This is a genomic window from uncultured Bradyrhizobium sp., from assembly GCF_947648125.1.
Classification (GTDB): Bacteria; Pseudomonadota; Alphaproteobacteria; order Rhizobiales; family Xanthobacteraceae; genus Bradyrhizobium.
On the sequence record NZ_CANSMR010000027.1, the window covers coordinates 62827 to 84842 of the forward strand.

Genomic DNA, 22016 nt, shown 5'->3' on the forward strand with positions numbered 1-22016 from the left:
GTTAGTGAACGACGTGCGTCCCCGTCTCGCCCCGCAGCGCCGCCATGGCGCAATCGAGGTGACTGATGATCGCGCGCTTGCCGCCGCCCTCGAGAAACCGGATCGCCGCATCGACCTTGGGTCCCATGCTTCCCGGAGGAAAATGTCCCTCACGGTGGTACGCCTTGATCTCCTCGAGGCTGACCTGATCCAGATCCTTCTTGTTCGGCTTTCCGAAATTCACCGCGACGCGCGGGACCGCGGTCAGGATCAGCAACTCTTCGATACCCAGCACATTCGCGATATGAGCGGATGTCAGATCCTTGTCGATGACCGCCGGCACGCCGGTGCGCACGCCCTTCGCATCACGAACCACGGGAACACCGCCGCCGCCTCCCGCAATGACGATCGTCCCGCGCTTGACCAATGCGTCGACCAGCGAGATGTCGCAGACATGCTTGGGTTTCGGCGACGGCACGACATGACGCCAGCCGCGCCCTGAATCCTCACGCATCGCCCAATTGAGTTCAGCGCTGATCTTCTTCGCTTCGTCCTCGGAGAAGAACGGCCCGACGAACTTGGTCGGATTCTTGAACGCGGGATCGTCCCTGTCCACCTCTACCTGGGTCAGCAGGCTTGCCACATGTCGCTGGTTGCCCTGTTCGCGCAGGGCATTCTCGATCGCCTGCATCAGGAGGTAGCCGATGCCGCCCTGGCTGTGCGCGACGCAGATGTCCATGTCCATCGGCGGGATTCGGCTCATCGTCAGCATCTGGCGCATCATGATCTTGCCGACGACCGGGCCGTTGCCGTGCGTGATGACCAGCTCGTTGTCGAGTTGCGCAAGCGGCAGCAGCGCTTCCGCGGTGATCTGCGCGACCGACTTCTGCTCCTGGGACGTACCCCTGATATCCTCGGGGTGCACCGCATTGCCACCGATCGCGACCACCAGGCGACGCGGCACGTCATTGAGTGTACGCATTTCCTTACCTCCCGGCATTCTGGACGATGGCAACCGCAAGCTCGCACGCCTGCGCGTTCGACGGCGCAACGAGGATTCCGGCCTGCTCCAGTTTCCTGACCTGCGCGGAGCGCCCTTGCGGATCCTGCTCCGTGCCGACGACGGACGCGATCAACGCCGGCGCATCCTGTCCGCGATCGGCGACGATCTTCGTCAGGTGCTCGGCGGGATCGGCATGCGCGCCATAACCGAGCACAAGATCGAGCAGGACCACCGAAAGATCGCGATTCTTGAGCGCAGCACGCAACGCATCGTCGCGCACCGAGGGGTCGATCATCGGGTGCGGCCGGCCACGGGTATATTCGTCGTCGCCGAGGTCGATCAGCCGGTCCCGTCCAGCGTTCGGCTCGACGCCGAGCTTGGCCACGCCGGGGATCGCGGCGTTCGACGCCACCTTCCGGCCTGCGGCAGCGAGGATCACCTGGGCTTCGGCACACAGCGTTCCGCCGGCGAACAAGCCCTCGATCCCGCCTCGGCCGCTCCGCGGAAGCCGTGATGCAACGGCGTTCGCATCGAAGCCCGCGCCGATCTTCTTGTCTCCCAGTGCGAGCTCCGCGGCGCCTTTCAGCGTCGGCGAGAAGCGGGCGTTCGGCGGCAGCTCGATCTCCGAAGCACCGATGAAGCACACGGTGTACGACTTCCTGCTTCTGCCGATCCGCTTAATGACGGACCTGGCGACATCGGGATGCGGCGGCTTCGAGATCAGCACCACGTGATCGGTTTCCGGATCGGACTCGAATGCATCGATCGCCATCAGCGTGGTGATGCCGCCGATATCCTTCTTCAGATCGCGCCCGCCGACCCCGATGGCGTGGGAGATTCCCGCGCCGGCTTCAGAGATCAGGCACGAGACCTCCTGCGTTCCGGTCCCCGACGCACCGATGATGCCGATCCTGCCGCGCTTGATCTTGTTGGCGAACGCCAGCGGCGCGCCGCCGATCACGGCCGTTCCGCAGTCCGGCCCCATCATCAGGAGGCCGGCCGCCCGCGCCTGCTGCTTGAGCGACAATTCGTCCTCGAGGGACACGTTGTCGCTGAACATCAGGACATGCAGGCCGCGATTGAGCGCCTTGCGGGCCTCGGAGGCGGCGAACTCGCCGGGAACGGAGATCAGCGCAAGATTGATCTCCGGCCTGACCTTCACGGCGGCGGCGATCGAGTGCGGCTGCCAGGCAGCCTGTGCCTCGCCCTGGGTCTTCGGCTTGTCGAGCGACTTGATCGCATTGTCGAGGGCTTCGCGGGCAGCGGTCCCGGACTCGGCCTTGACCGCGATCACGAGGTCATTGCCCTTCACGGCAGCGCCCTCCTCGAGCAGCCCCGCATTGCGCATGATCGCAACGTTCGACGGAGTCCCCATCATCAACGCCGCCTCGATCACGCCGGGCGAGCCGGCCACCTCGCGCGACAGCCGCATCAGCGCGACCGAGTCGAGATAGAATCCCTTGCGGACCTCGTTCAGGACAACGACGTTCATGACACACCCAAATCCTTGGCGATCGCGACGATCGCCTGCTGGAAGCACGCCAACGGCGCCTTGACCACGCCGGCGCCGACCTGCCCGATGCCGGGCTCGCGATGCGCGATGCCTGTGTTGATGACGGGCACCACGCCGGAATCGACGACCAGGCGGACATCGATGCCGGTCGGCACGCCCGCGAAGTCCATTGCGGCGATGGTCCATTCCGGATTCTGCGCAACCGTGATCTCGCCCATCGAGCGGGTGAAGTTGCCGGCCTCGGACGGCGCGCCGGCCCCGACGAAGCCCGCGACAGCCGGCGCCGCCGCCATCGCAAATCCGCCCAGACCGATCGTCTCGACGATCGCGGAATCGCCCATGTCCGGGTTGGCGTCCTTCTCGGAATAGCCGGCAAAATAAAGCCCCTCCGGCATTTCGACCGGCGCGGTGAACCATTGCTCGCCGAGTCCGCTGACGCGGATCCCGAAATCGGTGCCGTTGCGGCACATCGTGGTGACGATGGTCGAACCCCGAATGCCATTGGCCGGATCGGTGATCGCCTTGCCCATCGCCATCGCGATGTTGAGGAAGAACTGATCGTTCTGCCCGATGAACGCGAGGCATTCGGCGAGAACGGCGTTGTCGGTCGAGGTTCGCGCCATCCAGGGCGCGATCTCGCGCAGGAAGACGCTCGAGCAGGCCAGATTGCGCTGATGCAGCTCGTCGCCCATCGACAAGCCCCGCGCGACGATCGATTTCAGGTCGATGCCGCCTGCGGCACGGATCGCCTTGCCGAGCGTCGGACCGAACACGTCGCGCAGCCAGGCGAGTCGCTTCAGCACGCTGGCGTCGTTGCCGCCGAAGCGCATCACCTTGCCGAGCCCTTCGTTGATCGCGCAATAAGCTCGGTTGGAGAAGCGCGCGTTCTCGACCACGAACAGCGGCATCGACATCGTCGTCATGCCGGTCATCGGGCCGACCGCGCCGAAGTGGTGGTTCGGGTGAAATTCGATCTCGCCACCGGCGGCGAGCTTGGTCGCAGTCGACAGATCCTTCGCCCATCCCTCGAACACGATGGCGCCCGCGACCGCACCGCGCATCGGACCGCACATCCTGTCCCAGGTGATCGGCGGTCCGGCGTGGAGGATCATCCGTTCGCGCAGACCCGGGATCAATTCGCGGGCGGGAACGATGTCGATCAGCCGCGGCTCCCCTTCGAGGATCCGGGCGAGCGCCTGTTGGTTTGCGTCTTCGATCAGTTTCATCGGTGCGCCCTCACACACCGAGCTTCGCGAGCAGGGCCGCCATCTGCGGATCTCCACCCGCCGACGGCTTCCAGTCGACGTGAACGACGTCGATGCCGCAGTCGCGAAGGTCCTTCACGAACCCCTCAAGCCCGACATTCACGACTTCGACCTTGCGCGCCAGCAATTGCTGATACTGCGGCCTATCCTGATCCGTCATCGTCTCCGCCCTAATAAAGTTCGTTTTCGTTGCGCCAAGTAAATAAGAAAACACTTACTTCGTCAAGACCGAATTCCCGGAAAAGTGCGAATTTCCGTATCCGCTCGAATGGCGGACCGGCCGAAGCGCAATCCCGCTTTAAAAAAAGTGCTCCGAACTTCGTTCGGAGCAGTCTGGGAGAACTCGAAATTTGATCTGCAACGCTGTCACCGCGCGCAAAGAGCGTGGCGCAGGACGATCAGACTGCCGGCAAATGCATCCAGTCCGGATGTATGCCCGATCGCCGTCAGAGCCGTGAGGGCGCGACGAAATCCGGCGGCCTCCCCGCTCATCGTTGCGTGGATAGCAGCGTGCAGTGCCGCCGCGCCATAACCCAGTGCCGCCGCACGCAGATGGATTCGGCTGATGTCGTTGGTGCCGTCGAGCAGCGCGCGGCAATGCTCCCACAATGCGTCGCGACATTCGATGAGTCCGAGCGCAGCCAACGCGATCAGCGCACCGCCGATCAGATCGTCGCCGGACGGCGTAAGCCCCGGCCCGAGACCGATCAGGCTGGCGAGCCCGGACTCGCGATCCGCATCGCTATCCGAGCCTGCGAGGATTAGCTCCAGTGCGGCGAGACCGGGCATGGCAGCCCGAACGAGCGCAGAGGCGTCGTCCGGAGCATGTCCGGCCCCGACCACGGCGAGGCCCTCCGCAATCAGATCGCCGGTCCACACCTCATCAACCGCATCAAGGCCGCGTCGCAGGCTGGCCGTCGACCAGTGTGGTACAGCGGGCGGCGCCCAGACGGACCGCGTTGCCAGATTCGCGAGCGGCGTCGCTCCGATCCACAGCATGGAGTCCGCGACCCGCACGGGATCGCCGACCGCAAGGCCCGACCATCGGAAGTCGCCGACCACGTGCAACGGACCCGATCCGATGCCGATCCGTCCAACGCAGATCCAGATTCCGTCGATCACGGCGTAGAACGAACGTTCGAACACGGCGACGACCTGGCCCGCGGCGCGATCGCGAAGCGCCCTGTCGGCGAGAAGCCCCACTTCCACGCCGGCGCAGACCGTCGCTGCGGGCTCGGGACGCCGCTCGTCCGGCGCGCTCGCGCGACCTGGCTGCCTTCCGTCAGCTTCGCGGCCTCCGACCAACATCCGCCCTCGCCTCCCTCAGCGTGCCTGGGCCGCGAACCGTTGCGGCGCGCCGGGCTGGGCCTCGCCGCCCAGATAGGCCGCCTCAAGCAGCGGATCCTCGGCGATGATGTCGGCGGCGCCGCTCTTCAGGATCGCACCGGTCTCCAGGAGATAGGCCCGGTCGGCCAGCGCGAGTGCATGGCCTGCCATCTGATCGACCACGATGAGGGTCATGCCCTCGCTGCGCAGCCGCTCGAAGGACGCAAACAGTTCATCGACCACGAGCGGCGCCAACCCGAGCGACGGCTCATCCAGCATGAAGATCTTCGGCCCGGTCAGAAGCCCGCGCGCCACCGCGAGCATCTGCTGCTCGCCTCCGGACAGCAGGCCGGCGCGCTGGTCGATGCGCTCCTTCAGCCGCGGGAATCGCACGAACATCGCCTCGATCTCGGCATCGAGGTCTATCCCCTTGCGCGCATAGGCGCCGATTTGCAGGTTTTGCTTCACTGTCAGCTCCGGAAACACCTGCCGCCCTTCCGGCACCAATACGACGCCGCAGCGGGCACGAACATGCGCGGGCATCCTGTCGATGCGCGTCTCGGCGAGCCGCACTTCGCCCGTGGACCGCGGCGGTTCGAGACCGGCAATCGACCGCATCAGGGTGGTCTTGCCGGCACCGTTGGCACCGAGCACGGCGACCGCTTCGCCGGGAGCGATTACCAGATCGATCCCGTTCAAGGCGCGGGACAGGCCATAAAACGAATCGAGCGTCTTGACCTCGAGCGCAGTACCCTGCCGTGCCGGCCGCGGCGCGCGGCTCTTCTCACCGGGCGCGGCGTCGCCGAGATAGGCCTTGCGGACCAGCGGATCGTTGCGGATCGCCGCCGCATCTCCGATCGCGATGCGCTTGCCGCCGTCGAGCACGACGATGAGATCGCTCAGCGACATGATCATCGGCATGTCGTGCTCGACGATGATGACGGCTATCCCGAGATCGGCGATCCGGCGCAACAGCGCGGTCAGGCGCTGCTTGTCGCCCTTCGAGAGGCCTGCCGCGGGCTCGTCGAGCAGCAGGATGCGGGGCCGTAGCGCGAGCGCGCGCGCGATCTCGACCAGCCGCTTCTCGCCATGGGACAGCGAATCCGCAAGGCGATCGACATCGCCGTCGACACCGGCAAAGCGCAGCAGGAAGCGGGCGAAACCTTCGGTCTCCGCGTTGCGGAGCGCGGAGACAACGCCGCCGAGACGGCCGACCCGCTCGGCCAGCAAGATGTTTTCCAGGATGGTGAGCGAGCCGAATAGCTGCGTGGTCTGGAACGTGCGCGCCACGCCGACCCGCGCCAGCAGATGCGACGTCATGCCCGTGACGTCGCGATCGCCGAGCTTCACCGTCCCCGCCTGCGGCCGGTAGAAGCCGCAGAGCAGATTGAGCGCGCTGGTCTTGCCGGCGCCGTTGGGACCGATGATGCTGGTGACGGCACCGGGCGCCGCCTTGAACGATACGCCCTGGACTGCGCGCACGCCGCCGAACGAGATCGACAGATCCGTCACGTCGAGCCCCGCCGCGTTGTGGGTCTCGAGGATCGCCGCATCGGTTTCCGCCGCCGCGATCGCCGGCTCGGCCACCGGCTTGCGCGCCGGCAGCAATCTTGCCGCAAGTTGCTCCGCGAGGCCAACGATGCCGGAGGGCGCGGCGCGCAGTACGACGAACAGCAGCACGCCAAAGGCCAGCAGGCGATACTCCGCAAGATCCGACAGCGCTTCCGGCAGCAGCACCACCAGCGCTGCGCCGATCACCGGGCCGAGCACCGAGCCGGCGCCGCCGACCATCACGGCAAACAACAGCAGCACCGATTGCAGAAACGGAAACGAGCTCGGGCTGATATAGCCCTGCAGCGGCGCGAACAGCGCGCCGGCCAGCGCCATCGCGGCCGCCGAGATCACGAAGGCCACGGCGCGGACCTGCACCAGATCGATACCGAGCGAGCGCGTCGCAACCTCGGTATCGCGCGCGGCACGCATGGCATAACCCCAGCCGCTGCGCTTCAGCCGCGCGAACAGGATGAGGCCGGCAAACACCAGCACGACGCCGGCGATGGCCAGCGAACGCTCGGACAGCGCATAGCCGAACACGCTCGGCGGCGCACTCAGCATCAGGCCGTTGCCGCCGCCGGTGAGATCACGCCACTCGATCGTGACATGCTCGACGATGAAGCCAAAGGCAATCGTCACCATCGCCAGATACGGCCCGCGCACGCGCAGCGCCGGCATTGCGAGCAGCCCGCCGACGATGCTGACCAGCACGATCGCTCCCGCCGTCGCGGCGAGGTAGGGCCAGCCGGCCTTTTCCATCAGCAGCACGGTGGTGTACGCACCGATCGCCATGAAGCCGATATGGCCGAGCGAAATCTGGCCCGCGAGGCCGAGCAGGACATTGAGGCCGATGCAGCCGATCGCGGTCAGCGAGATCGTCGCGATCAGGAACACCGAATAGCTGTCCGCGACCGCGGCATAGAAGATGGCAATCGCGAACGCCACGACCGCGACGAGAAGGGAGGCGCGAGAGGTCATACCTTCTTAACTCCAGCTCGGCCGAGCAGCCCGTGCGGCATGACGACGAGGATGACGATGACGGAGGCGAACGTGATGATCTGGGTGTAGACCGACCCGAGATAGTTGGTCGCGAACACCTCGATCAGACCGAGACACAATCCGGCCAGCATGACACCCCAGGCGCTGGCAAGGCCGCCGATGATCGCGGCGGCGAACGCCTTGATGCCGAACAGCGTGCCCATCTCGGACGAGACGTTGAACAGCGGCGCGATCAGCAGCGCGGCGACGCCCGCAAGCATCGCCGACACCGCGTAGCTCGCGGCAATGGCGCCGCTGACATTGATGCCCATCAGCCGCGCGGCATTGGGATTCTGCACCACCGCAAGCATCGCGACGCCATGCCGCGTGCGGCGGGTGATCAGATGCAGCGCCAGCGCAAGCAGGAGGCCGACCACAGGAATCAGCAGCTGCAGCGGGTAGACCCCTGCCCCCTCCACGATCTGGATCGGCTTGGCCGCGAGCATCGACGGGAAGCTGCGCGGCTCCTTGCCGAACACGAACAGCATCACATTGTCGACGATGATGCCGACCGCGACGGTCGCCATCAGCCAGTTGTCCGACCCGCGCTGCACGAACGGACGAACCGCGAAGCGTTCAATCAGAACGCCGTAAACCGCGCAGACCAGCAACACCGCGGGGATGCCGATCGCGGCCGGCCAGCCCCACACGATGAGGAAGAAGTATCCGGCAACGGCTCCCAGGGTCATCGAACTGCCCTGCGAGAAGTTGACCGTGCCGGATACGGCGTAAGTGACGTGAAAGCCCAGCGCGAGCAGACCGTACATGCTCCCCAGCGCCATTCCAGTTATTATCGCCGAAAGAAACGACATCGATGATCACCCCGATCTGCTTGCTGGACGATCGCTACCGTCAGTTCTTGAACGGCAGGATGTGGTTGTCTTCGAAGTGGGCCCAGATGTAGTCCTGCGCCGTCAGCGCATCGTGCTTGTCCTGGGCGAACGGCTTCTCATAGGTCTTGATCAGGCCTTCCAGCCGGTCGATTCCGTAGAAGCCGTCACGAATGGCGGTCGGATCGGTGCTGCCGGCCTTCTGGATAGCGCCGGCGATCACCAGCACGCTGTCATAGGCGTTGGCAAAGCCGACCGCAGGCGTCACGTCCGCCGGGCCCTTGATGTCCGGATACTTCGCCTGCAACTCGGCGAGCACGCGCTTGCCGACCGGCGAGAGGTTGCCGAAGAAGCTGTAGGTCTGCACGAAGACGACGCTCTCGGCGCTCGGCCCGGCGAGCTCGGTGAAGCGGCCGCCGGCCGGCCCCCAATGCGACACGATCGGCGGCGCCCAGCCCATCCGGTCGAGCGATTTCACGACCTGCGAGGATGGACCGACATTGCCGACCAGGAACAGGGAGTCGGCGCCGGCCTGCTTGAGCCGGGACAGTTGCGCGACCACGTCGACGTCGTTCGCCTCGAACTTCTCGACACCCGCCGGTTCGATCCCTGCCGCCTTCAGCGCCGCGCGCAGGCCGTGCTCGTTCGATTCGCCCCAGGGATTGTTGACGAGGATGAGGCCCGGCTTCTTGGCGGCGAAGGTCTTGCCGGCGAACGCAACGATCGCCTTGTCGACCTCGTCGTCCATCGCCGAGACGCGGAACACATAGTTGGACGCGGCGCCGTTCTGCGTGATGTTGGTTCCGGCCGCCCATGGCACCACGAACGGCATCTTGACGTTGTTGACGAACGGCACGATCGCAAGCTGGACCGGCGTATCGAGACCGCCGAGCAGCACCGCGACCTTCTCGCGCTGGATCAGTTCGCGCGCGGCGGTCAGCCCCTTGGCGGGATTGCTTTCATCGTCACGGCGCACCAGCTCCAGTGGACGGCCGAGCACGCCGCCTTTCGCGTTGATCTCCTCGATCGCGATCGTGGCGCCGCGGGTCAACGCTTCGCCGGCGCGCGCCGACTGCCCAGACAGCGCGGTGACCAGGCCGATCTTGATCGGCTCGGCGGCCCGTGCCCGCTCCGCGAGCGGCACAGAGCCGATGAGAATGGCGAGCGCGCCCTGCAAGACAACGCGGCGGCACAGCCCGGTGATGGGGGTACAAGCGTAGCTCATTTCTGCGATTCCTCCCGCTCCGACGGCTCCCAAGCCGCCTCTGGTCCGCTGCCGCTGTCTCCGCGGCCTTGACGGAAGTAAAAACTTTCTTCACAAATTGGCGAATGTCAAGCGGCTGATCGCGCGCCGGATGGAGATTGCAATGCAACGGGAGACTGGAGCGGAACCGGAGCGGGCCACTTCACGTGGCGTTCTCGGCGGTGCAACATCCGCGCAAGCGGCGGATCCAGCGCGCGCTCTGCTCTCTCATGACCGCTACCGCTACAGCGCGATCACCCGCCGCCCCGATTTCTTGTGGCCGAACAAAAAGCGGCTCGCGGTCTACATCGCGCTCAACCTGGAGCATTTCGCTTTCGGCGATGGACTCGGCGCCGAACTCTGCCCGGGCGGTCCGCATCCAGACGTCCTCAATTACGCCTGGCGCGATTATGGCAACCGGGTCGGCGTGTGGCGGCTCATCGATCTGTTCGACGAGCTGAAACTGCCGATCTCCGTGCTCGCGAACAGCAGCATCTATCACTACTGCCCGGAAGTCATGGACGCATTTCGCGCGCGCGGCGACGAGGTCGTCGGCCATGGACGGACCAATTCCGAACGGCAGGGCGTGCTCTCACCTACCGAGGAGCAGCAACTGATCGCGGAGGCGACGGATGTCATCGCGCGGGCCGAGGGACGGCGGCCGCTCGGCTGGCTCGGTCCATGGATCTCGCAATCCGCCGTGACGCCGGACCTTCTCGCCGAAGCGGGCTACCAATACCTGCTCGACTGGTGCATGGACGATCAGCCGGTGTGGTTCTCGACAAGGGGGGGCGGGCGGATCCTGTCCGTGCCCTATCCACAGGAACTGAACGACATCCCCTCGATTGTCGGACGCAAGGACAGCGGCGAGCAGTTTGCGACCATGATCACGGACACATTCGAGGAGATGCTGGCGCAATCCGCCAGGCAGTCGCTGGTGATGGGGATCGCGCTGCATCCATATCTGGTCGGCCAGCCCCACCGGCTGCGGCCGCTGCGACGCGCCCTGCAGGCGATCGTCGCAAGGCGCGACGACATCTGGATCACCACCGCCGGCGAGATCGCGGCATTTTCCCGCGCCCTGCCCGACGGAATCGTACCGACATAAGAAACTGGAGACTTGAATTGACAGCCATCGACACACTCTTTCAGAACGCGCGGCTCGCCGACGGCCAGCTGGTCGAAATCGCCGTCCGCGGCGGCAAGATCGTGGCGATCGCGTCGTCCCCGCAAAGTTACGAGGCGGTCGGCGAAAGCCGCGATCTTGGCCGGCGCCTGGTGCTTCCCGGCATGGTCGAAGGTCACATCCACCTCGACAAATGCTTCATCGGCGACGACTGGAAGCCGCATCGGCCGTGCACCGCCGGATTCGACGTCCGCGAGCGCGTCAAATTCGAGAAGGAAGCCCTCGCCGGCGCCAAGCCGATCCCAGTTCGGGCAGCGGCCTTGATCGACCTTTGCGTCTCGCAGGGCACCACTCACATGCGCAGCCATGTGGATGTCGACGCCGAGGTCGGCCTGCGACATTTCGAACCGATCGCCGCCGCGCGGCAGGCTCACCGGGAGAAGCTTTCGATCCAGATCGTCGCGTTTCCCCAGAGCGGCATCCTGACATCGCCTAGAACCGCCAAATTGCTTGAGGAAGCCGTTCGCGCCGGCGCCGATCTGGTCGGCGGACTTGATCCCGCAGGCCATGATGGTGACGTCGCCGGGCATCTCGACGTCATCTTCGGGATCGCCGAGCGGCATGGCGTCGGCATCGACATTCACCTGCATGACGGTGGTCTGCAGGGCATCTCGGAGATCGAGGAGATCGCGCGACGGACCAAAGCGTCGGGCCTTGGCGGCAAGGTCACGATCAGTCATGCCTATGCGCTCGGCGAAGTGGCTGTTGACGTGGCTCAACGTACTGCGCAGCAGCTTGCCGAGGCCGGCGTCGCCATTCTCACCAATGCCCCGGGCGCGCGGTTGTTTCCGCCTGTGTTGCTGCTTCGTGATGCCGGCGTCACCGTGTTCTCCGGCAACGACAACATCCGCGATTCCTGGTGGCCTTACGGCGACGGCGACCTGCTCGAACGCGCCATGATGGTCGGCTACCGCTCCGGGTTCAACACGGACGATCAACTGGCCGCGGCCTTTGACATGGTGACGACCAACGCAGCGCGCGCGCTTGGCCTCAAGGATTACGGCCTTGCCGTCGGCGGCACGGCGGATTTCGTCGTGCTGGACGCCCGGCATGTGCAGGAAGCCGTGGTCGCGCGTCCCAAGCCACGCGATGTCTACAAGGCTGGCCGACTGGTCGCGCAGGGCGGCGTGATGGTGGCGGCCGGTGCCCGGAAGCAGTGAACATGGAGGAATCGCACTTGACGAACAGTCGTAATGCCGATCTCAATCCCAGCTGCTTGCGCCGGGAACCGGTCCGCTGCCCAATGAGGCCTGATGCGGACGTGCCTTGCGTGAATACCCGAGCCCAGGCAAGGTTGACGCCGTGACAGAGACGACAGCACAGACCAGCCCCACCCGCAGTACCACACGCGGAAAGCGGCCCCGCGACTCCGCGCTTACCAAGGAAGCGATCCTGCGCGCGGCGACCTTCGAGTTCTGCCACAATGGCCTCGGCGGCGCACGCGTCGAAGCCATTGCGCAGCGCGCCAAGGCCAACATGCGCCTGCTCTACGCCTATTTCGGCGACAAGAACGGGCTCTACATTGCGGTCCTCGAGGACGTCTACACCGAAATTCGCGCGGCCGAACAGCAACTGAAACTGGATGATCTCGAACCGATCGCCGCAATGAGCGGGTTGATCGATTTCACATTCACTTTCTTCGGGCAGCACCAGAACTACATCGCGCTGATCAACACCGAGAACCTTCAGCGCGGGCGCAATATGCGCAAGTCGCGCAAGATTGCCGATCTCACCCTGCCCCTGGTTGCAAGCATCGAAAGCATTCTGCGGCGCGGCGTGGCGGCGGGCCTGTTTCGCGGTGATGTCGATCCGATCCAGCTCTATGTCTCGATCACTGCGATGAGCTATTTCCACGTTTCCAACCGGTACACATTGTCGGCGATGTTCGACAAGGACCTCGGCGCGTCGGACTGGCTTGAGCTGCGCCGCGAGCATGCGCAGGACATGATCCTGACCTGGCTGACGGCCCCTGCCGGGACACGCAAGGACAAGTCAGCAGCATCGAAGGCGACAGCGCGCCTCGGCAAGCCGTCACGCTAGCGGGCGACCCGCACGCAGTATCGTGCGGATCAGGCGCCGGGAATGCCCCTCAGCGGGCCGCAACGACGCCGTCGCTGCGCGGATCGCTGGCCCCTTCCATCAGGCCGTCCGGATGCCAGACGATCGCGCCGGCGTGTCCCATGAACTCCTCGAACGGGCCGGTCACCTGAATGTCGTGGCCGAGCGCGCGTAGCCGTTCGATGATCGCGGGATCGAAGCGGGATTCGATCTTCAGATTGTTGTTTTCCTCGCCCCAGGTGCGACCGAGCAGCCAGCGCGGCGCCGTAATCGCGGACTGCAGCTCCTGGCCGTGCACCGCGTAACGGCTGAAGATGGCGGCCTGGGTCTGCGGCTGGCCCTCTCCGCCCATCGTGCCGAACGATATCAGCCGCCCATCGCCGAGCTCGGCCATCGCCGGCTGGATCGTGTGGAACGGCAGGCGTCCCGGATCCAGCCGATTGGTATCGGTCTCGCCGAGGCTGAAGCTCGTTCCGCGATTTTGCCAGGTGACGCCGCTCTCGGGGAGGATGACGCCCGAACCAAACTCCCAGTAGACGCTTTGAATGAAGCTGACACTGAGCCCGTTTCGATCGGTCGCAGCGAGCCACACCGTATCGCCCTGCTTGGACGGATCGGGCCACGGCGCGGCGCGGCGGTCGGATACGGTTTCGTGGAGCGCGGCGAGCGATTCCTCGGACAGGAATTCGGCGGCGGGGCGCTTCATGTAGTCGGGATCGGTCACATGGCCGTTGCGAACACGGAACGCGGCCTTCGTGCATTCGACAAGCCTGTGCAGATGATCGACGCCATCGGCTTCGCCAGCCATGCGCCGGGCATAAAGTGCCAGGATCAGGAGCGAGGCCAGCCCCTGCGTCGGCGGAGGCATGTTGAAGACCTTGTGTCCGGACACCTCGACCGAGAGCGGCGTCACCAGCGATGCCTGATGCCGCTCCAGATCAGCCAATCGCAGCGGGCTCCCCACGCGCTCGAGGTCGGCCGCCATCGAGCGCGCCAGTTCGCCGCGATAGAAATCAGACAGCCCGGCCTTGGCCAGACGCCGCAGCGTCTCGGCGACACGCGGCTGGCGCAACCGCGCACCGAGCGCAAGCGGGGTGCCTTGCGGCAGATAAACTTCGGCATAGCCGGGCACGTTTTCGAGCTCATGCCGCTTCTTGCGGATGTTCTCATGCAACGTGCTGGTGACGGCAACGCCCTCCTCAGCATGCCGGATTGCGGGCTCGAGCAGCCGCGCCATCGGCAGCCGCCCGTCATGACGATCGCGGCTGAGTTCATAGGCCTTCTGCCAGCCGTCGACGGTACCTGCGACGGTGAGCGCGGCGAGCGGGCCGCGACCGGGAATGCTGCTGCAGCCACGTTCGCGATACCAGCCGCTATCTGCTGCCATCGCAGCGCGTCCGCAAGCCTGAATCCCGACCGGCACCGAACCGGCGCGGCCGACGAGCCAGAAGCTGTCGCCGCCGAGGCCGTTCATATGCGGATAGGCCACGGCAATCGTCGCGGCCGCCGCGATCATCGCCTCAATGGCATTGCCACCTTCCGACAGGACAGCGAGTCCCGCCTGCGCCGCCAGGTGGTGCGGCGCGGTCACCATGCCGCCATAGCTTCGTTTTGTCTGCAACATCAGCCGTCTCTCTCCTAAACACGGCATGTAATAATATTTTTACTTACCGTGTCAAGGAGCCAAAGATCGGTCTTTGAGATACGGGTGCCGAACCGTCGATCTCGTCACCAGGGCTGGCCATTGCAGTTCGGCACCGTGATCATTGCATGAAGCTCAGGCAGCCGCCACCTCGTGGCCTGCCATGACTTCCAGTGCCCTCAAAATTGCGGAATGGTCCCACGCCTTGCCGCCGAGGGCGGTGCAGGCGTTGAACAGTTGCTGGGCAGCCGCGGTGCCCGGCAACGACAAGCCGAGTGCCCGCGCGCCTTCCAGCGCGAGGTTCAGATCCTTCTGGTGCAGCTCGATGCGAAAGCCCGGATCGAAATTGCGCTTAAGCATACGCTCGCCGTGCACTTCAAGGATCCGGGACGAGGCGAAGCCGCCCATCAGCGCCTTGCGCACCAGCGCAGGATCGGCGCCGGCCTTGGACGCGAACAGCAGCGCCTCGCTCACCGCCTCGATGGTCAGTGCCACGATGATCTGGTTCGCAACCTTGGTGGTCTGGCCGTCGCCATTACCCCCGACATGCGTGACATTCTTCCCCATCGCGTCGAACAGGGGCTTCATCGCGTTGAACGCCCGCTCCCGCCCGCCAACCATGATGGTCAGGCTTGCCGCCTTTGCACCAACCTCGCCGCCGGAAACCGGCGCGTCGAGATAGTCGGCTCCGAGCAAATCGATCTTGCGTGCAAACTCCTTCGTCGCCAGCGGAGAGATCGAGCTCATATCGACCACGATCATGCCTTTGGAGACCCCCTCCGCGACGCCTCCTTGACCGAACAGCACGGCTTCGACATGCGGCGTATCCGGCACCATGATGATCACGGCGTCCGCTTCCTGCGCCACTTGCCTCGCGGACTCGCAAGCGACACCACCGGCCGCAATCAGCTCGGGCGGAATGGGCGCAACGTCGTGCAGGAACAGGCGATAGCCGGCAGCCAGGAGGTGGCTCGCCATCGGACGTCCCATGGTGCCGAGCCCGATGAATCCTATGTCTTTCATGTGTCGTCGCTCCTGTCAGCCGGATTAGGATGTTTTCCAGCGAAGCGGATACCGCTTCGCGTGAAGAAAACGCGTCAAAAACAAAATCCAGAGCTCGGTTCCGATTCGATCGGAACGGAAAAGCTCTAGGTCACGAAAGTCTGCGCGGCGTGCCAGGCAAGGCTCTCGAGTGTGGTCGTCCGCGGCTTGTATTCGCATCCGATCCAGCCGCGATATCCGATGCTGTCGAGATGCTTGAACAAATAGGGATAGTTGATCTCGCCGGTCCCCGGCTCATAGCGGCCAGGATTGTCGGCGAGCTGGACATGCGCGATCCGGTCGAGATGCTTTTGCAGGGTCCGCGCCAGATCACCTTCCATGATCTGCATGTGATAGATGTCGTACTGGATGAACAGGTTGGATGAGCCCACGTCGGACATGAGCTGCACCGCCTGTTCCGTCCCGTTCAGGAAGAAGCCGGGAATATCGAGCGTGTTGATCGGTTCGATCAGGAGCTTGATGCCATGCTGGCCGAGCGCGCCGGCGGCGAAGCGCAGATTGGACACCAGGACCTCGCGCAGCTCTGCCGCATCCGCGCCGGCGGGAGCGATGCCGACCAGGCAGTTCAGCTGCCGGCAATCCAGCGCCTTCGCGTAGTCGATCGCGCGCACTACGCCGTCGCGAAATTCGTCGACCCGATTGCGCAGGATCGCAACGCCCCGCTCGCCGGCGGCCCAATTGCCGGCCGGAAGATTGTGCAGCACCTGGGTCAGCCCACAGCGCGCCAATTCCTCGCGCAACGCGCCCTTTTCGAAGTCATAGGGAAAGAGATACTCGACTGCGTTGAAGCCGGCGGCCTTGGCGGCTGCGAACCGATCGAGGAACGGCAGCTCGTTGAAGAGCATGGTGAGGTTGGCGGCAAATTGAGGCACGGGTCTATCTCCGCTTGGGGCAGCGCTGGATGATGTCGTCAGGCCGGCAACAGCGTGCCGGATCGTTGGGCGCTCGGCACGTCATCGAGCGGGAGATCGAGCACCTCCTCGAATTCGACGATGTTGTCGATCTCCGTTCCCATCGCGATATTGGTGACCCGCTCGAGAATGAACTCCACCACCACGGGCACCCGGTGCTTCGCCATCAACTCGCGCGCGGTCGCGAACGCGGCCTGAGCCTCGTTCGGGTCCGTCACGCGGATCGCCTTGCAGCCGAGCCCCTCCGCGACGGTCACGTGGTCGACACCGTAGGCGCCGATCTCTGGTGCGTTGATGTTCTCGAACGAGAGCTGGACGTGATAATCCATGTCGAAGCCGCGCTGCGCCTGCCGGATCAGCCCGAGATATGAATTGTTCACGACGACGTGGATGTAGGGCAGATTGAACTGTGCCCCGACCGCAAGCTCCTCGATCAGGAACTGAAAGTCGTAGTCACCCGACAGCGCGACGATGTCGCGGTCGGGATCGGCAGCGCGCACGCCGAGCGCGGCAGGCAGTGTCCAGCCGAGCGGGCCGGCCTGCCCGGCGTTGATCCAGTTGCGCGGCTGATAGACGTTGAGGAACTGGGCACCTGCGATCTGCGACAATCCGATCACCGTCACGTAGCAGGTGTCGCGGCCGAACGCCTTGTTCATCTCCTCGTAGACGCGCTGCGGCTTGATCGGGATGTTGTCGAAGTGGCTCTTGCGCAGCATCGAGCGCTTGCGGTCGCGACAGGCTGCGGGCCAGGCCTGCCGGTCGCGCAGCTTGCCGGACTTTCGCCACTCGCGGGCGACGGTCACGAACATCTCCAACGCGGCCTTGGCGTCCGACACGATGCCGAGGTCCGGATTGAAAACCCGTCCGATCTGCGTCGGCTCGATGTCGACATGGACGAATTTGCGCCCCTTGGTGTAGGTCTCGATCGAACCGGTGTGCCGGTTGGCCCAGCGGTTTCCGATGCCGAGCACGAAATCGGATTCGAGCATCGTGGCGTTGGCGTAGCGATGGCTGGTCTGCAAGCCGACCATGCCGGCCATCAACGCGTGATCGTCGGGAATGGCGCCCCACGCCATCAGCGTCGGGACCACCGGAACGTTGACCGCTTCGGCGAACGCGACCAGCAGCTCGGACGCATCGGCATTGATCACCCCGCCGCCGGCCACGATCAGCGGCCGCTCCGCGGCGTTGAGCATTTCGAGCGCCTTCTCGATCTGCTTGCGCGTCGCCGTCGGCTGGTAGACCGGCAGCGGCGAATAGGTCTCGTCGTCGAACTCGATCTCGGCCAGTTGCACATCGAGGGGAAGATCGATCAGCACCGGTCCCGGCCGCCCCGACCGCATGACATGGAAGGCCTGGCTGAACACGCGCGGCACCAGCGCCGGCTCGCGCACGGTGACGGCCCATTTCGTCACTGGCTTTGCGATCGCCTCGATGTCGACGGCCTGGAAATCTTCCTTGTAGAGCCGCGCCCGCGGCGCCTGACCGGTAATGCAGAGGATCGGAATCGAATCCGCGATCGCCGAATAGAGCCCGGTGATCATGTCGGTTCCGGCGGGGCCCGACGTGCCGATGCAAACGCCGATATTGCCCGCCTTCGCCCTGGTGTAGCCCTCCGCCATATGCGAGGCGCCCTCGACGTGGCGCGCCAGAATGTGCCGGATCGAGCCGTTGCGCTTCAGCGCGGAGTAAAGCGGATTGATCGCGGCGCCGGGAACGCCGAACGCGCAGGTGATCCCCTCGCGTTCGAGAATGCGCACTGCTGCATCGATTGCTCGCATCTTCATCTGATGATCCCGCTTCGCTATGAGTTGGCCTGAGCATGATCATCAGGCCCGGGGTCATCGATCTCAACGCAATCAATTGGAATTTCCGCGCTATGGCAGCGCTTGCGATTTCTTGCATGTCTCCAAGAGATTAGCGCCGGCGAAACAATGGAAAACGGCAACGGCGAGAACAGCAGCAGGCCTTGCGCCTGCTACGGTTGCGTTCGGCTGCTGCCCCGAAGCTCCGCGGAGAGCTCGGCTGCGATCTGGTGCACGATGGCGCCGATCTCCGGCAAGCGCTCGTCCGTGAGCCGGTCCGCCATGCCCGATACCGAAACCGCGGCGAACGGCTCGCTGCAATCGTTGAAGACGACTGCGGCCACGCAGCGCAGGCCGAGCCGCGCCTCTTCATCGTCCACCGCATAGCCCTGGCGTCGCACGGTCTCCAATTCCTTGAACAGCTCGCCCGGCCGAATGATCGACTTTTCCGTCAGGCGCGGCATGCCGCGACGGCGGATGATCGCGTTGATGTCGGCATCGGAATACGCGGCCAGCACCGCCTTCCCCACACCCGAGGCAATCAACGCCACGCGTCCGCCGACCTTGGTCAGCGAGCGCATGATCTCGCGGCTTTCGATGCGGGATACGACGATGATGGAGTCGTCATCGACCACTGCAAGATTGGCGGTTTCCCTGGTCTGGTCGCGCAGCTTGCGCAGATAGGGCAATGCCCGCGCGGAGAAATTGCGCCGGCGCATGAAGGTCGAGCCGACCACGAAGCTTTGCGCGCCGATGTGCCACTTCGACTCCTCGCGGTCGAACTGCACGAACCTGCGATTCTCCAGCGTCGTCAGCAGCCGATGGGCCGTCGACGGCGGCAAGCCGATGCGGATCGCAAGATCGGTCAGCCGATAGCCTTCGTCATCCTCTGCAAGCGCTTCCATGATTTGCAGCGCGCGATCGACCGATTGAACGCCGCCATCTCGCGCGTCCTGATCCGGCGGCGCGCGAAAATCGGGATCGGACGGCTTGCGCCGGATCGGCTCTCTTTTCATCACGACCTGCCCCTAACCGGTTGCGGTTCAGAACGAAATTGCTCGCCGACAACGAGCGCCACGATTGGTATATGGCATACCAAAAGACCCCAAAGTCAAGGCAGCAGAATTGAAGAATAGGTAAGTCTTTTTGCCATTTTTCTTGCAGAAAACGTCGATTCTTTTGTTTGACTTCTGGGATAATGTATACCACGATTGCTTCCTAACGATCCAATGATGCAACCGGGAGGACCATGCCATGTATGTCGGGGACATCCTTCGCACCAACAGTGCGCACGTGGTGACGATCGGCTCCAGCGAAACCGTGAGCATTGCGGCGAACCTGATGTACGCGAGCAATGTCGGCGCACTGGTGGTCAGGAACGGCTCGCGCAGCGTCGACGCCGCCGTGGTTGGAATGTTCAGCGAGCGCGATGTCGTCGCCGTGATCGCCGAGCGCGGCACGGGTGGTCTTGCCGCGAAAGTCGCGCAGTTCATTTCGCCACGGCCGCTGGTGTCCTGCACTTCGCAGGATGCGCTCAGCGATGTCGAGCATCTGATGGTCCGTCACGACATCCGCCACATTCCCGTCATCGACAACGGCCGCCTCGTCGGCGTCGTGAGCATGCGGGACATCGGCTTTGCCTTGGAGGAAGCCGCCTGCGCGGCCTGACGGACTTTTCCGAGGCCATTGCCACGCAACCCGGTTCGAGCCGTTGCGGCTCATGCTGTGCCCCCACTCTGCTCGCGAGGATTTCATGAAGGTCTGCATCTACGGCGCCGGTGCCATCGGCGGCTATCTCGGTGTCGAATTTATGCGCGCTGGCGCCGATGTCAGCCTGGTCGCGCGGGGTGCGCACCTCGCCGCGATGCAACAGAACGGCCTGAAGCTCCTGATTGGCGAAGAGGAGCGCGTGGTGCATCCCCGTTGTACCGACAACCCCGCCGAACTCGGCGAGCAGGATTTCGTCATCATTTGCCTCAAGGCGCATTCGATCACCGGCGTCATCGAACCGATGCGTCCCCTGCTGGGTGAGCGAACCCGCATCGTCACCGCGGTCAACGGCATTCCCTATTGGTATTTCTACAAGCACGGCGGACGGCACGAAGGATCGGCGCTCGAGAGCATCGATCCCGGCGGACGGCAATGGAACGAGCTCGATCCCGCGCGCGCCATCGGCTGCGTGGTCTATCCCGCCACCGAAATCGAGGCGCCCGGCGTGATCCGCCACGTCTACGGCAACAGCTTTCCGCTCGGCGAACCCTCCGGTGAGATCACACCTGATGTCGAGCGCCTTGCCGCCCTGTTCGCGGCGGCAGGCATGAAGGCGCCGGTGCTCGACCGCATCCGCGACGAGATCTGGCTCAAGCTGTGGGGCAATGTCTGTTTCAACCCGATCAGCGCCCTCACCCACGCGACCCTAGACGTGATCTGCACCAATCCCGGCACGCGCGCGCTGTCCAGGGCGATCATGCTGGAGGCCCAGGCGATCGCGGAAAGCCTCGGCGTCAGGTTCCGGGTCGATGTCGAACGCCGCATCGAGGGCGCACGCAAGGTCGGCGCGCACAAGACCTCGATGCTGCAGGATCTCGAGCGTGGACGTCCCGTCGAGATCGACCCGCTGATCACCGTGGTGCAGGAGATGGGCCGGATGACCGGGATTGCGACGCCCGCGCTCGATGCGGTGCTGGCGCTGGTCGCGCAGCGCAGCAGACTGGCCGGGCTCTATGACGGGGCGGCCGGCGTCGAAGCCCAATCGCTTGCGGTGGCGTGATCGCGATGGCCAATGTGACACGCTGGGTCCGCTTCCGCCACCATGCCGACATCGGCTTCGGGCAACTCACCTCGTCGGGCATCTCCGTGCACGCAGGCGAGATGTTCGGCGAGACACGACCGACCGGACAGACGCTGGCGCTTGACGATGTCGAGCTGCTCGCGCCAACGGAGCCGAGCAAGATCATCGCGCTCTGGAACAATTTCCACGCGCTGGCGGCGAAGCTGAAATCACCTGAACCGGCCGAACCGCTGTATTTGTTGAAAGCGCAGACCAGCGTGACCGCGCCTGGCGCCGTCATCACGCGCCCCACGGGCTACGATGGCAAGACGACCTACGAAGGCGAGCTCGGCATTGTCATCGGCAAAAGCTGCACGGCCGTCGCCCCCGAACGGGCCGACGCCTTCATCTTCGGCTATACCTGCACCAACGACGTCACCGCGGCCGACATCCTCAATCGCGACCCGACCTTCCCGCAATGGGCGCGGGCCAAGGGTTTTGACGGATATGGCCCCTTCGGTCCCGTGATTGCCTCGGGCCTCGACCCCGCACGCCTTGTGGTGCGTACGATTCTCAACGGCGTGGAGCGCCAGAACTACCCGATCGCCGACATGATCTTCAGCGCGCAGGCGCTGGTCAGCAAGATCTCGCACGACATGACGCTGTTGCCGGGCGACCTGATCTGCTGCGGGACATCGATCGGCGTCGGGGTGATGAAGGAGCCCGTCAATACGGTCACCGTCGCGATCGACGGAATCGGCGAGTTGACCAACGAATTTCGTCAGTAGGCGGCGACAGGACGACAGCCCGACGCAGCCGGACCAAACGACC

Annotated in this window: 19 protein-coding genes; 6 read left to right on the forward strand and 13 right to left on the reverse strand. The window is 64.7% G+C overall.

Annotated features, from left to right (window positions below; all coding sequences use genetic code 11):
- Nucleotide 1: 1 nt before the first annotated feature.
- The 8 genes from arcC to Q0030_RS32550 all read right to left on the reverse strand — a co-directional run bounded on the left by arcC (nucleotide 2) and on the right by Q0030_RS32550 (nucleotide 9733).
- Entirely contained in the window at nucleotides 2–961 is a 960-nt protein-coding gene (arcC, locus tag Q0030_RS32515) for a carbamate kinase (RefSeq protein ID WP_298376659.1), read from the reverse strand.
- Between the two features lie 4 nt (nucleotides 962–965).
- Nucleotides 966–2474 carry an acyl-CoA synthetase FdrA gene (gene fdrA / locus Q0030_RS32520; protein WP_298376662.1) on the reverse strand — a complete coding sequence of 503 codons (1509 nt, stop codon included), beginning with the start codon at nucleotides 2472–2474 and terminating at the stop codon, nucleotides 966–968.
- Nucleotides 2471–3721, reverse strand: a complete 1251-nt coding sequence (locus tag Q0030_RS32525) for a DUF1116 domain-containing protein (RefSeq protein WP_298376663.1) — start codon at nucleotides 3719–3721, stop codon at nucleotides 2471–2473. Before Q0030_RS32525 ends, fdrA begins: the two co-directional genes overlap by 4 nt.
- A gap of 10 nt (nucleotides 3722–3731) precedes the next feature.
- Nucleotides 3732–3920 carry a hypothetical protein gene (locus Q0030_RS32530; RefSeq protein ID WP_050404632.1) on the reverse strand — a complete coding sequence of 63 codons (189 nt, stop codon included), beginning with the start codon at nucleotides 3918–3920 and terminating at the stop codon, nucleotides 3732–3734.
- Between the two features lie 206 nt (nucleotides 3921–4126).
- Nucleotides 4127–5068, reverse strand: a complete 942-nt coding sequence (locus Q0030_RS32535) for a DUF2877 domain-containing protein (RefSeq protein WP_298376666.1) — start codon at nucleotides 5066–5068, stop codon at nucleotides 4127–4129.
- Nucleotides 5069–5083: 15 nt separating this feature from the next.
- Nucleotides 5084–7618 carry a branched-chain amino acid ABC transporter ATP-binding protein/permease gene (locus Q0030_RS32540; protein ID WP_298376669.1) on the reverse strand — a complete coding sequence of 845 codons (2535 nt, stop codon included), beginning with the start codon at nucleotides 7616–7618 and terminating at the stop codon, nucleotides 5084–5086.
- The gene (locus tag Q0030_RS32545; RefSeq protein ID WP_194460784.1) at nucleotides 7615–8490 is read right to left on the reverse strand and encodes a branched-chain amino acid ABC transporter permease; all 876 of its coding nucleotides are present in this window, start codon (nucleotides 8488–8490) and stop codon (nucleotides 7615–7617) included. The genes Q0030_RS32540 and Q0030_RS32545 overlap by 4 nt, the downstream gene beginning before the upstream one ends.
- Nucleotides 8491–8530: 40 nt before the next feature.
- The gene (locus Q0030_RS32550) at nucleotides 8531–9733 is read right to left on the reverse strand and encodes an ABC transporter substrate-binding protein (protein ID WP_298376678.1); all 1203 of its coding nucleotides are present in this window, start codon (nucleotides 9731–9733) and stop codon (nucleotides 8531–8533) included.
- Between the two features lie 238 nt (nucleotides 9734–9971).
- Between Q0030_RS32550 and Q0030_RS32555 the strand changes: the two genes are divergently transcribed.
- The 3 genes from Q0030_RS32555 to Q0030_RS32565 all read left to right on the forward strand — a co-directional run bounded on the left by Q0030_RS32555 (nucleotide 9972) and on the right by Q0030_RS32565 (nucleotide 12977).
- Nucleotides 9972–10859, forward strand: coding sequence for a polysaccharide deacetylase family protein (locus tag Q0030_RS32555; protein ID WP_298376720.1), 888 nt, complete (start codon nucleotides 9972–9974; stop codon nucleotides 10857–10859).
- A gap of 17 nt (nucleotides 10860–10876) precedes the next feature.
- Complete coding sequence (locus tag Q0030_RS32560) at nucleotides 10877–12097, forward strand: amidohydrolase family protein (protein WP_298376681.1); 1221 nt, start codon at nucleotides 10877–10879, stop codon at nucleotides 12095–12097.
- Nucleotides 12098–12239: 142 nt separating this feature from the next.
- Nucleotides 12240–12977 carry a TetR/AcrR family transcriptional regulator gene (locus Q0030_RS32565; RefSeq protein WP_298376684.1) on the forward strand — a complete coding sequence of 246 codons (738 nt, stop codon included), beginning with the start codon at nucleotides 12240–12242 and terminating at the stop codon, nucleotides 12975–12977.
- Between the two features lie 49 nt (nucleotides 12978–13026).
- Here Q0030_RS32565 and Q0030_RS32570 read toward each other — a convergent pair whose 3' ends face one another.
- The 5 genes from Q0030_RS32570 to Q0030_RS32590 form a co-directional block, all read right to left on the reverse strand.
- Nucleotides 13027–14619 (reverse strand): gamma-glutamyltransferase family protein, encoded by a 1593-nt coding sequence (locus Q0030_RS32570; protein ID WP_298376687.1) that lies wholly within the window; start codon nucleotides 14617–14619, stop codon nucleotides 13027–13029.
- 153 nt (nucleotides 14620–14772) lie between these two features.
- Nucleotides 14773–15660 carry a 2-hydroxy-3-oxopropionate reductase gene (locus tag Q0030_RS32575; RefSeq protein ID WP_298376689.1) on the reverse strand — a complete coding sequence of 296 codons (888 nt, stop codon included), beginning with the start codon at nucleotides 15658–15660 and terminating at the stop codon, nucleotides 14773–14775.
- 125 nt (nucleotides 15661–15785) lie between these two features.
- Nucleotides 15786–16571, reverse strand: a complete 786-nt coding sequence (hyi, locus tag Q0030_RS32580; protein ID WP_298376692.1) for a hydroxypyruvate isomerase — start codon at nucleotides 16569–16571, stop codon at nucleotides 15786–15788.
- 38 nt (nucleotides 16572–16609) lie between these two features.
- Nucleotides 16610–18397, reverse strand: a complete 1788-nt coding sequence (gene gcl / locus Q0030_RS32585) for a glyoxylate carboligase (protein ID WP_298376695.1) — start codon at nucleotides 18395–18397, stop codon at nucleotides 16610–16612.
- Between the two features lie 191 nt (nucleotides 18398–18588).
- Nucleotides 18589–19431 carry an IclR family transcriptional regulator C-terminal domain-containing protein gene (locus tag Q0030_RS32590; RefSeq protein ID WP_298376698.1) on the reverse strand — a complete coding sequence of 281 codons (843 nt, stop codon included), beginning with the start codon at nucleotides 19429–19431 and terminating at the stop codon, nucleotides 18589–18591.
- A 238-nt stretch (nucleotides 19432–19669) separates the two neighbouring features.
- Here Q0030_RS32590 and Q0030_RS32595 point away from each other — a divergent pair, with 238 nt between their 5' ends.
- From Q0030_RS32595 to Q0030_RS32605, 3 genes are all read left to right on the forward strand, one after another.
- Nucleotides 19670–20083, forward strand: a complete 414-nt coding sequence (locus Q0030_RS32595) for a CBS domain-containing protein (protein WP_298376702.1) — start codon at nucleotides 19670–19672, stop codon at nucleotides 20081–20083.
- An 85-nt stretch (nucleotides 20084–20168) separates the two neighbouring features.
- A complete protein-coding gene (locus Q0030_RS32600) occupies nucleotides 20169–21185 on the forward strand; it encodes a 2-dehydropantoate 2-reductase (protein ID WP_298376704.1) in 1017 nt (338 codons plus the stop codon).
- 5 nt (nucleotides 21186–21190) lie between these two features.
- Entirely contained in the window at nucleotides 21191–21973 is a 783-nt protein-coding gene (locus Q0030_RS32605) for a fumarylacetoacetate hydrolase family protein (protein ID WP_298376706.1), read from the forward strand.
- Nucleotides 21974–22016: the final 43 nt, after the last annotated feature.

Bases quoted from the DNA above. Each gene is read 5' to 3' on its own strand.
- arcC (WP_298376659.1), bottom strand. From the start codon at position 961: ATGCGTACACTCAATGACGTGCCGCGTCGCCTGGTGGTCGCGATCGGT.
- fdrA (WP_298376662.1), bottom strand. From the start codon at position 2,474: ATGAACGTCGTTGTCCTGAACGAGGTCCGCAAGGGATTCTATCTCGAC.
- Q0030_RS32525 (WP_298376663.1), bottom strand. From the start codon at position 3,721: ATGAAACTGATCGAAGACGCAAACCAACAGGCGCTCGCCCGGATCCTC.
- Q0030_RS32530 (WP_050404632.1), bottom strand. From the start codon at position 3,920: ATGACGGATCAGGATAGGCCGCAGTATCAGCAATTGCTGGCGCGCAAG.
- Q0030_RS32535 (WP_298376666.1), bottom strand. From the start codon at position 5,068: ATGTTGGTCGGAGGCCGCGAAGCTGACGGAAGGCAGCCAGGTCGCGCG.
- Q0030_RS32540 (WP_298376669.1), bottom strand. From the start codon at position 7,618: ATGACCTCTCGCGCCTCCCTTCTCGTCGCGGTCGTGGCGTTCGCGATT.
- Q0030_RS32545 (WP_194460784.1), bottom strand. From the start codon at position 8,490: ATGTCGTTTCTTTCGGCGATAATAACTGGAATGGCGCTGGGGAGCATG.
- Q0030_RS32550 (WP_298376678.1), bottom strand. From the start codon at position 9,733: ATGAGCTACGCTTGTACCCCCATCACCGGGCTGTGCCGCCGCGTTGTC.
- Q0030_RS32570 (WP_298376687.1), bottom strand. From the start codon at position 14,619: ATGTTGCAGACAAAACGAAGCTATGGCGGCATGGTGACCGCGCCGCAC.
- Q0030_RS32575 (WP_298376689.1), bottom strand. From the start codon at position 15,660: ATGAAAGACATAGGATTCATCGGGCTCGGCACCATGGGACGTCCGATG.
- gcl (WP_298376695.1), bottom strand. From the start codon at position 18,397: ATGAAGATGCGAGCAATCGATGCAGCAGTGCGCATTCTCGAACGCGAG.
- Q0030_RS32590 (WP_298376698.1), bottom strand. From the start codon at position 19,431: ATGAAAAGAGAGCCGATCCGGCGCAAGCCGTCCGATCCCGATTTTCGC.
- Q0030_RS32595 (WP_298376702.1), top strand. From the start codon at position 19,670: ATGTATGTCGGGGACATCCTTCGCACCAACAGTGCGCACGTGGTGACG.
- Q0030_RS32600 (WP_298376704.1), top strand. From the start codon at position 20,169: ATGAAGGTCTGCATCTACGGCGCCGGTGCCATCGGCGGCTATCTCGGT.
- Q0030_RS32605 (WP_298376706.1), top strand. From the start codon at position 21,191: ATGGCCAATGTGACACGCTGGGTCCGCTTCCGCCACCATGCCGACATC.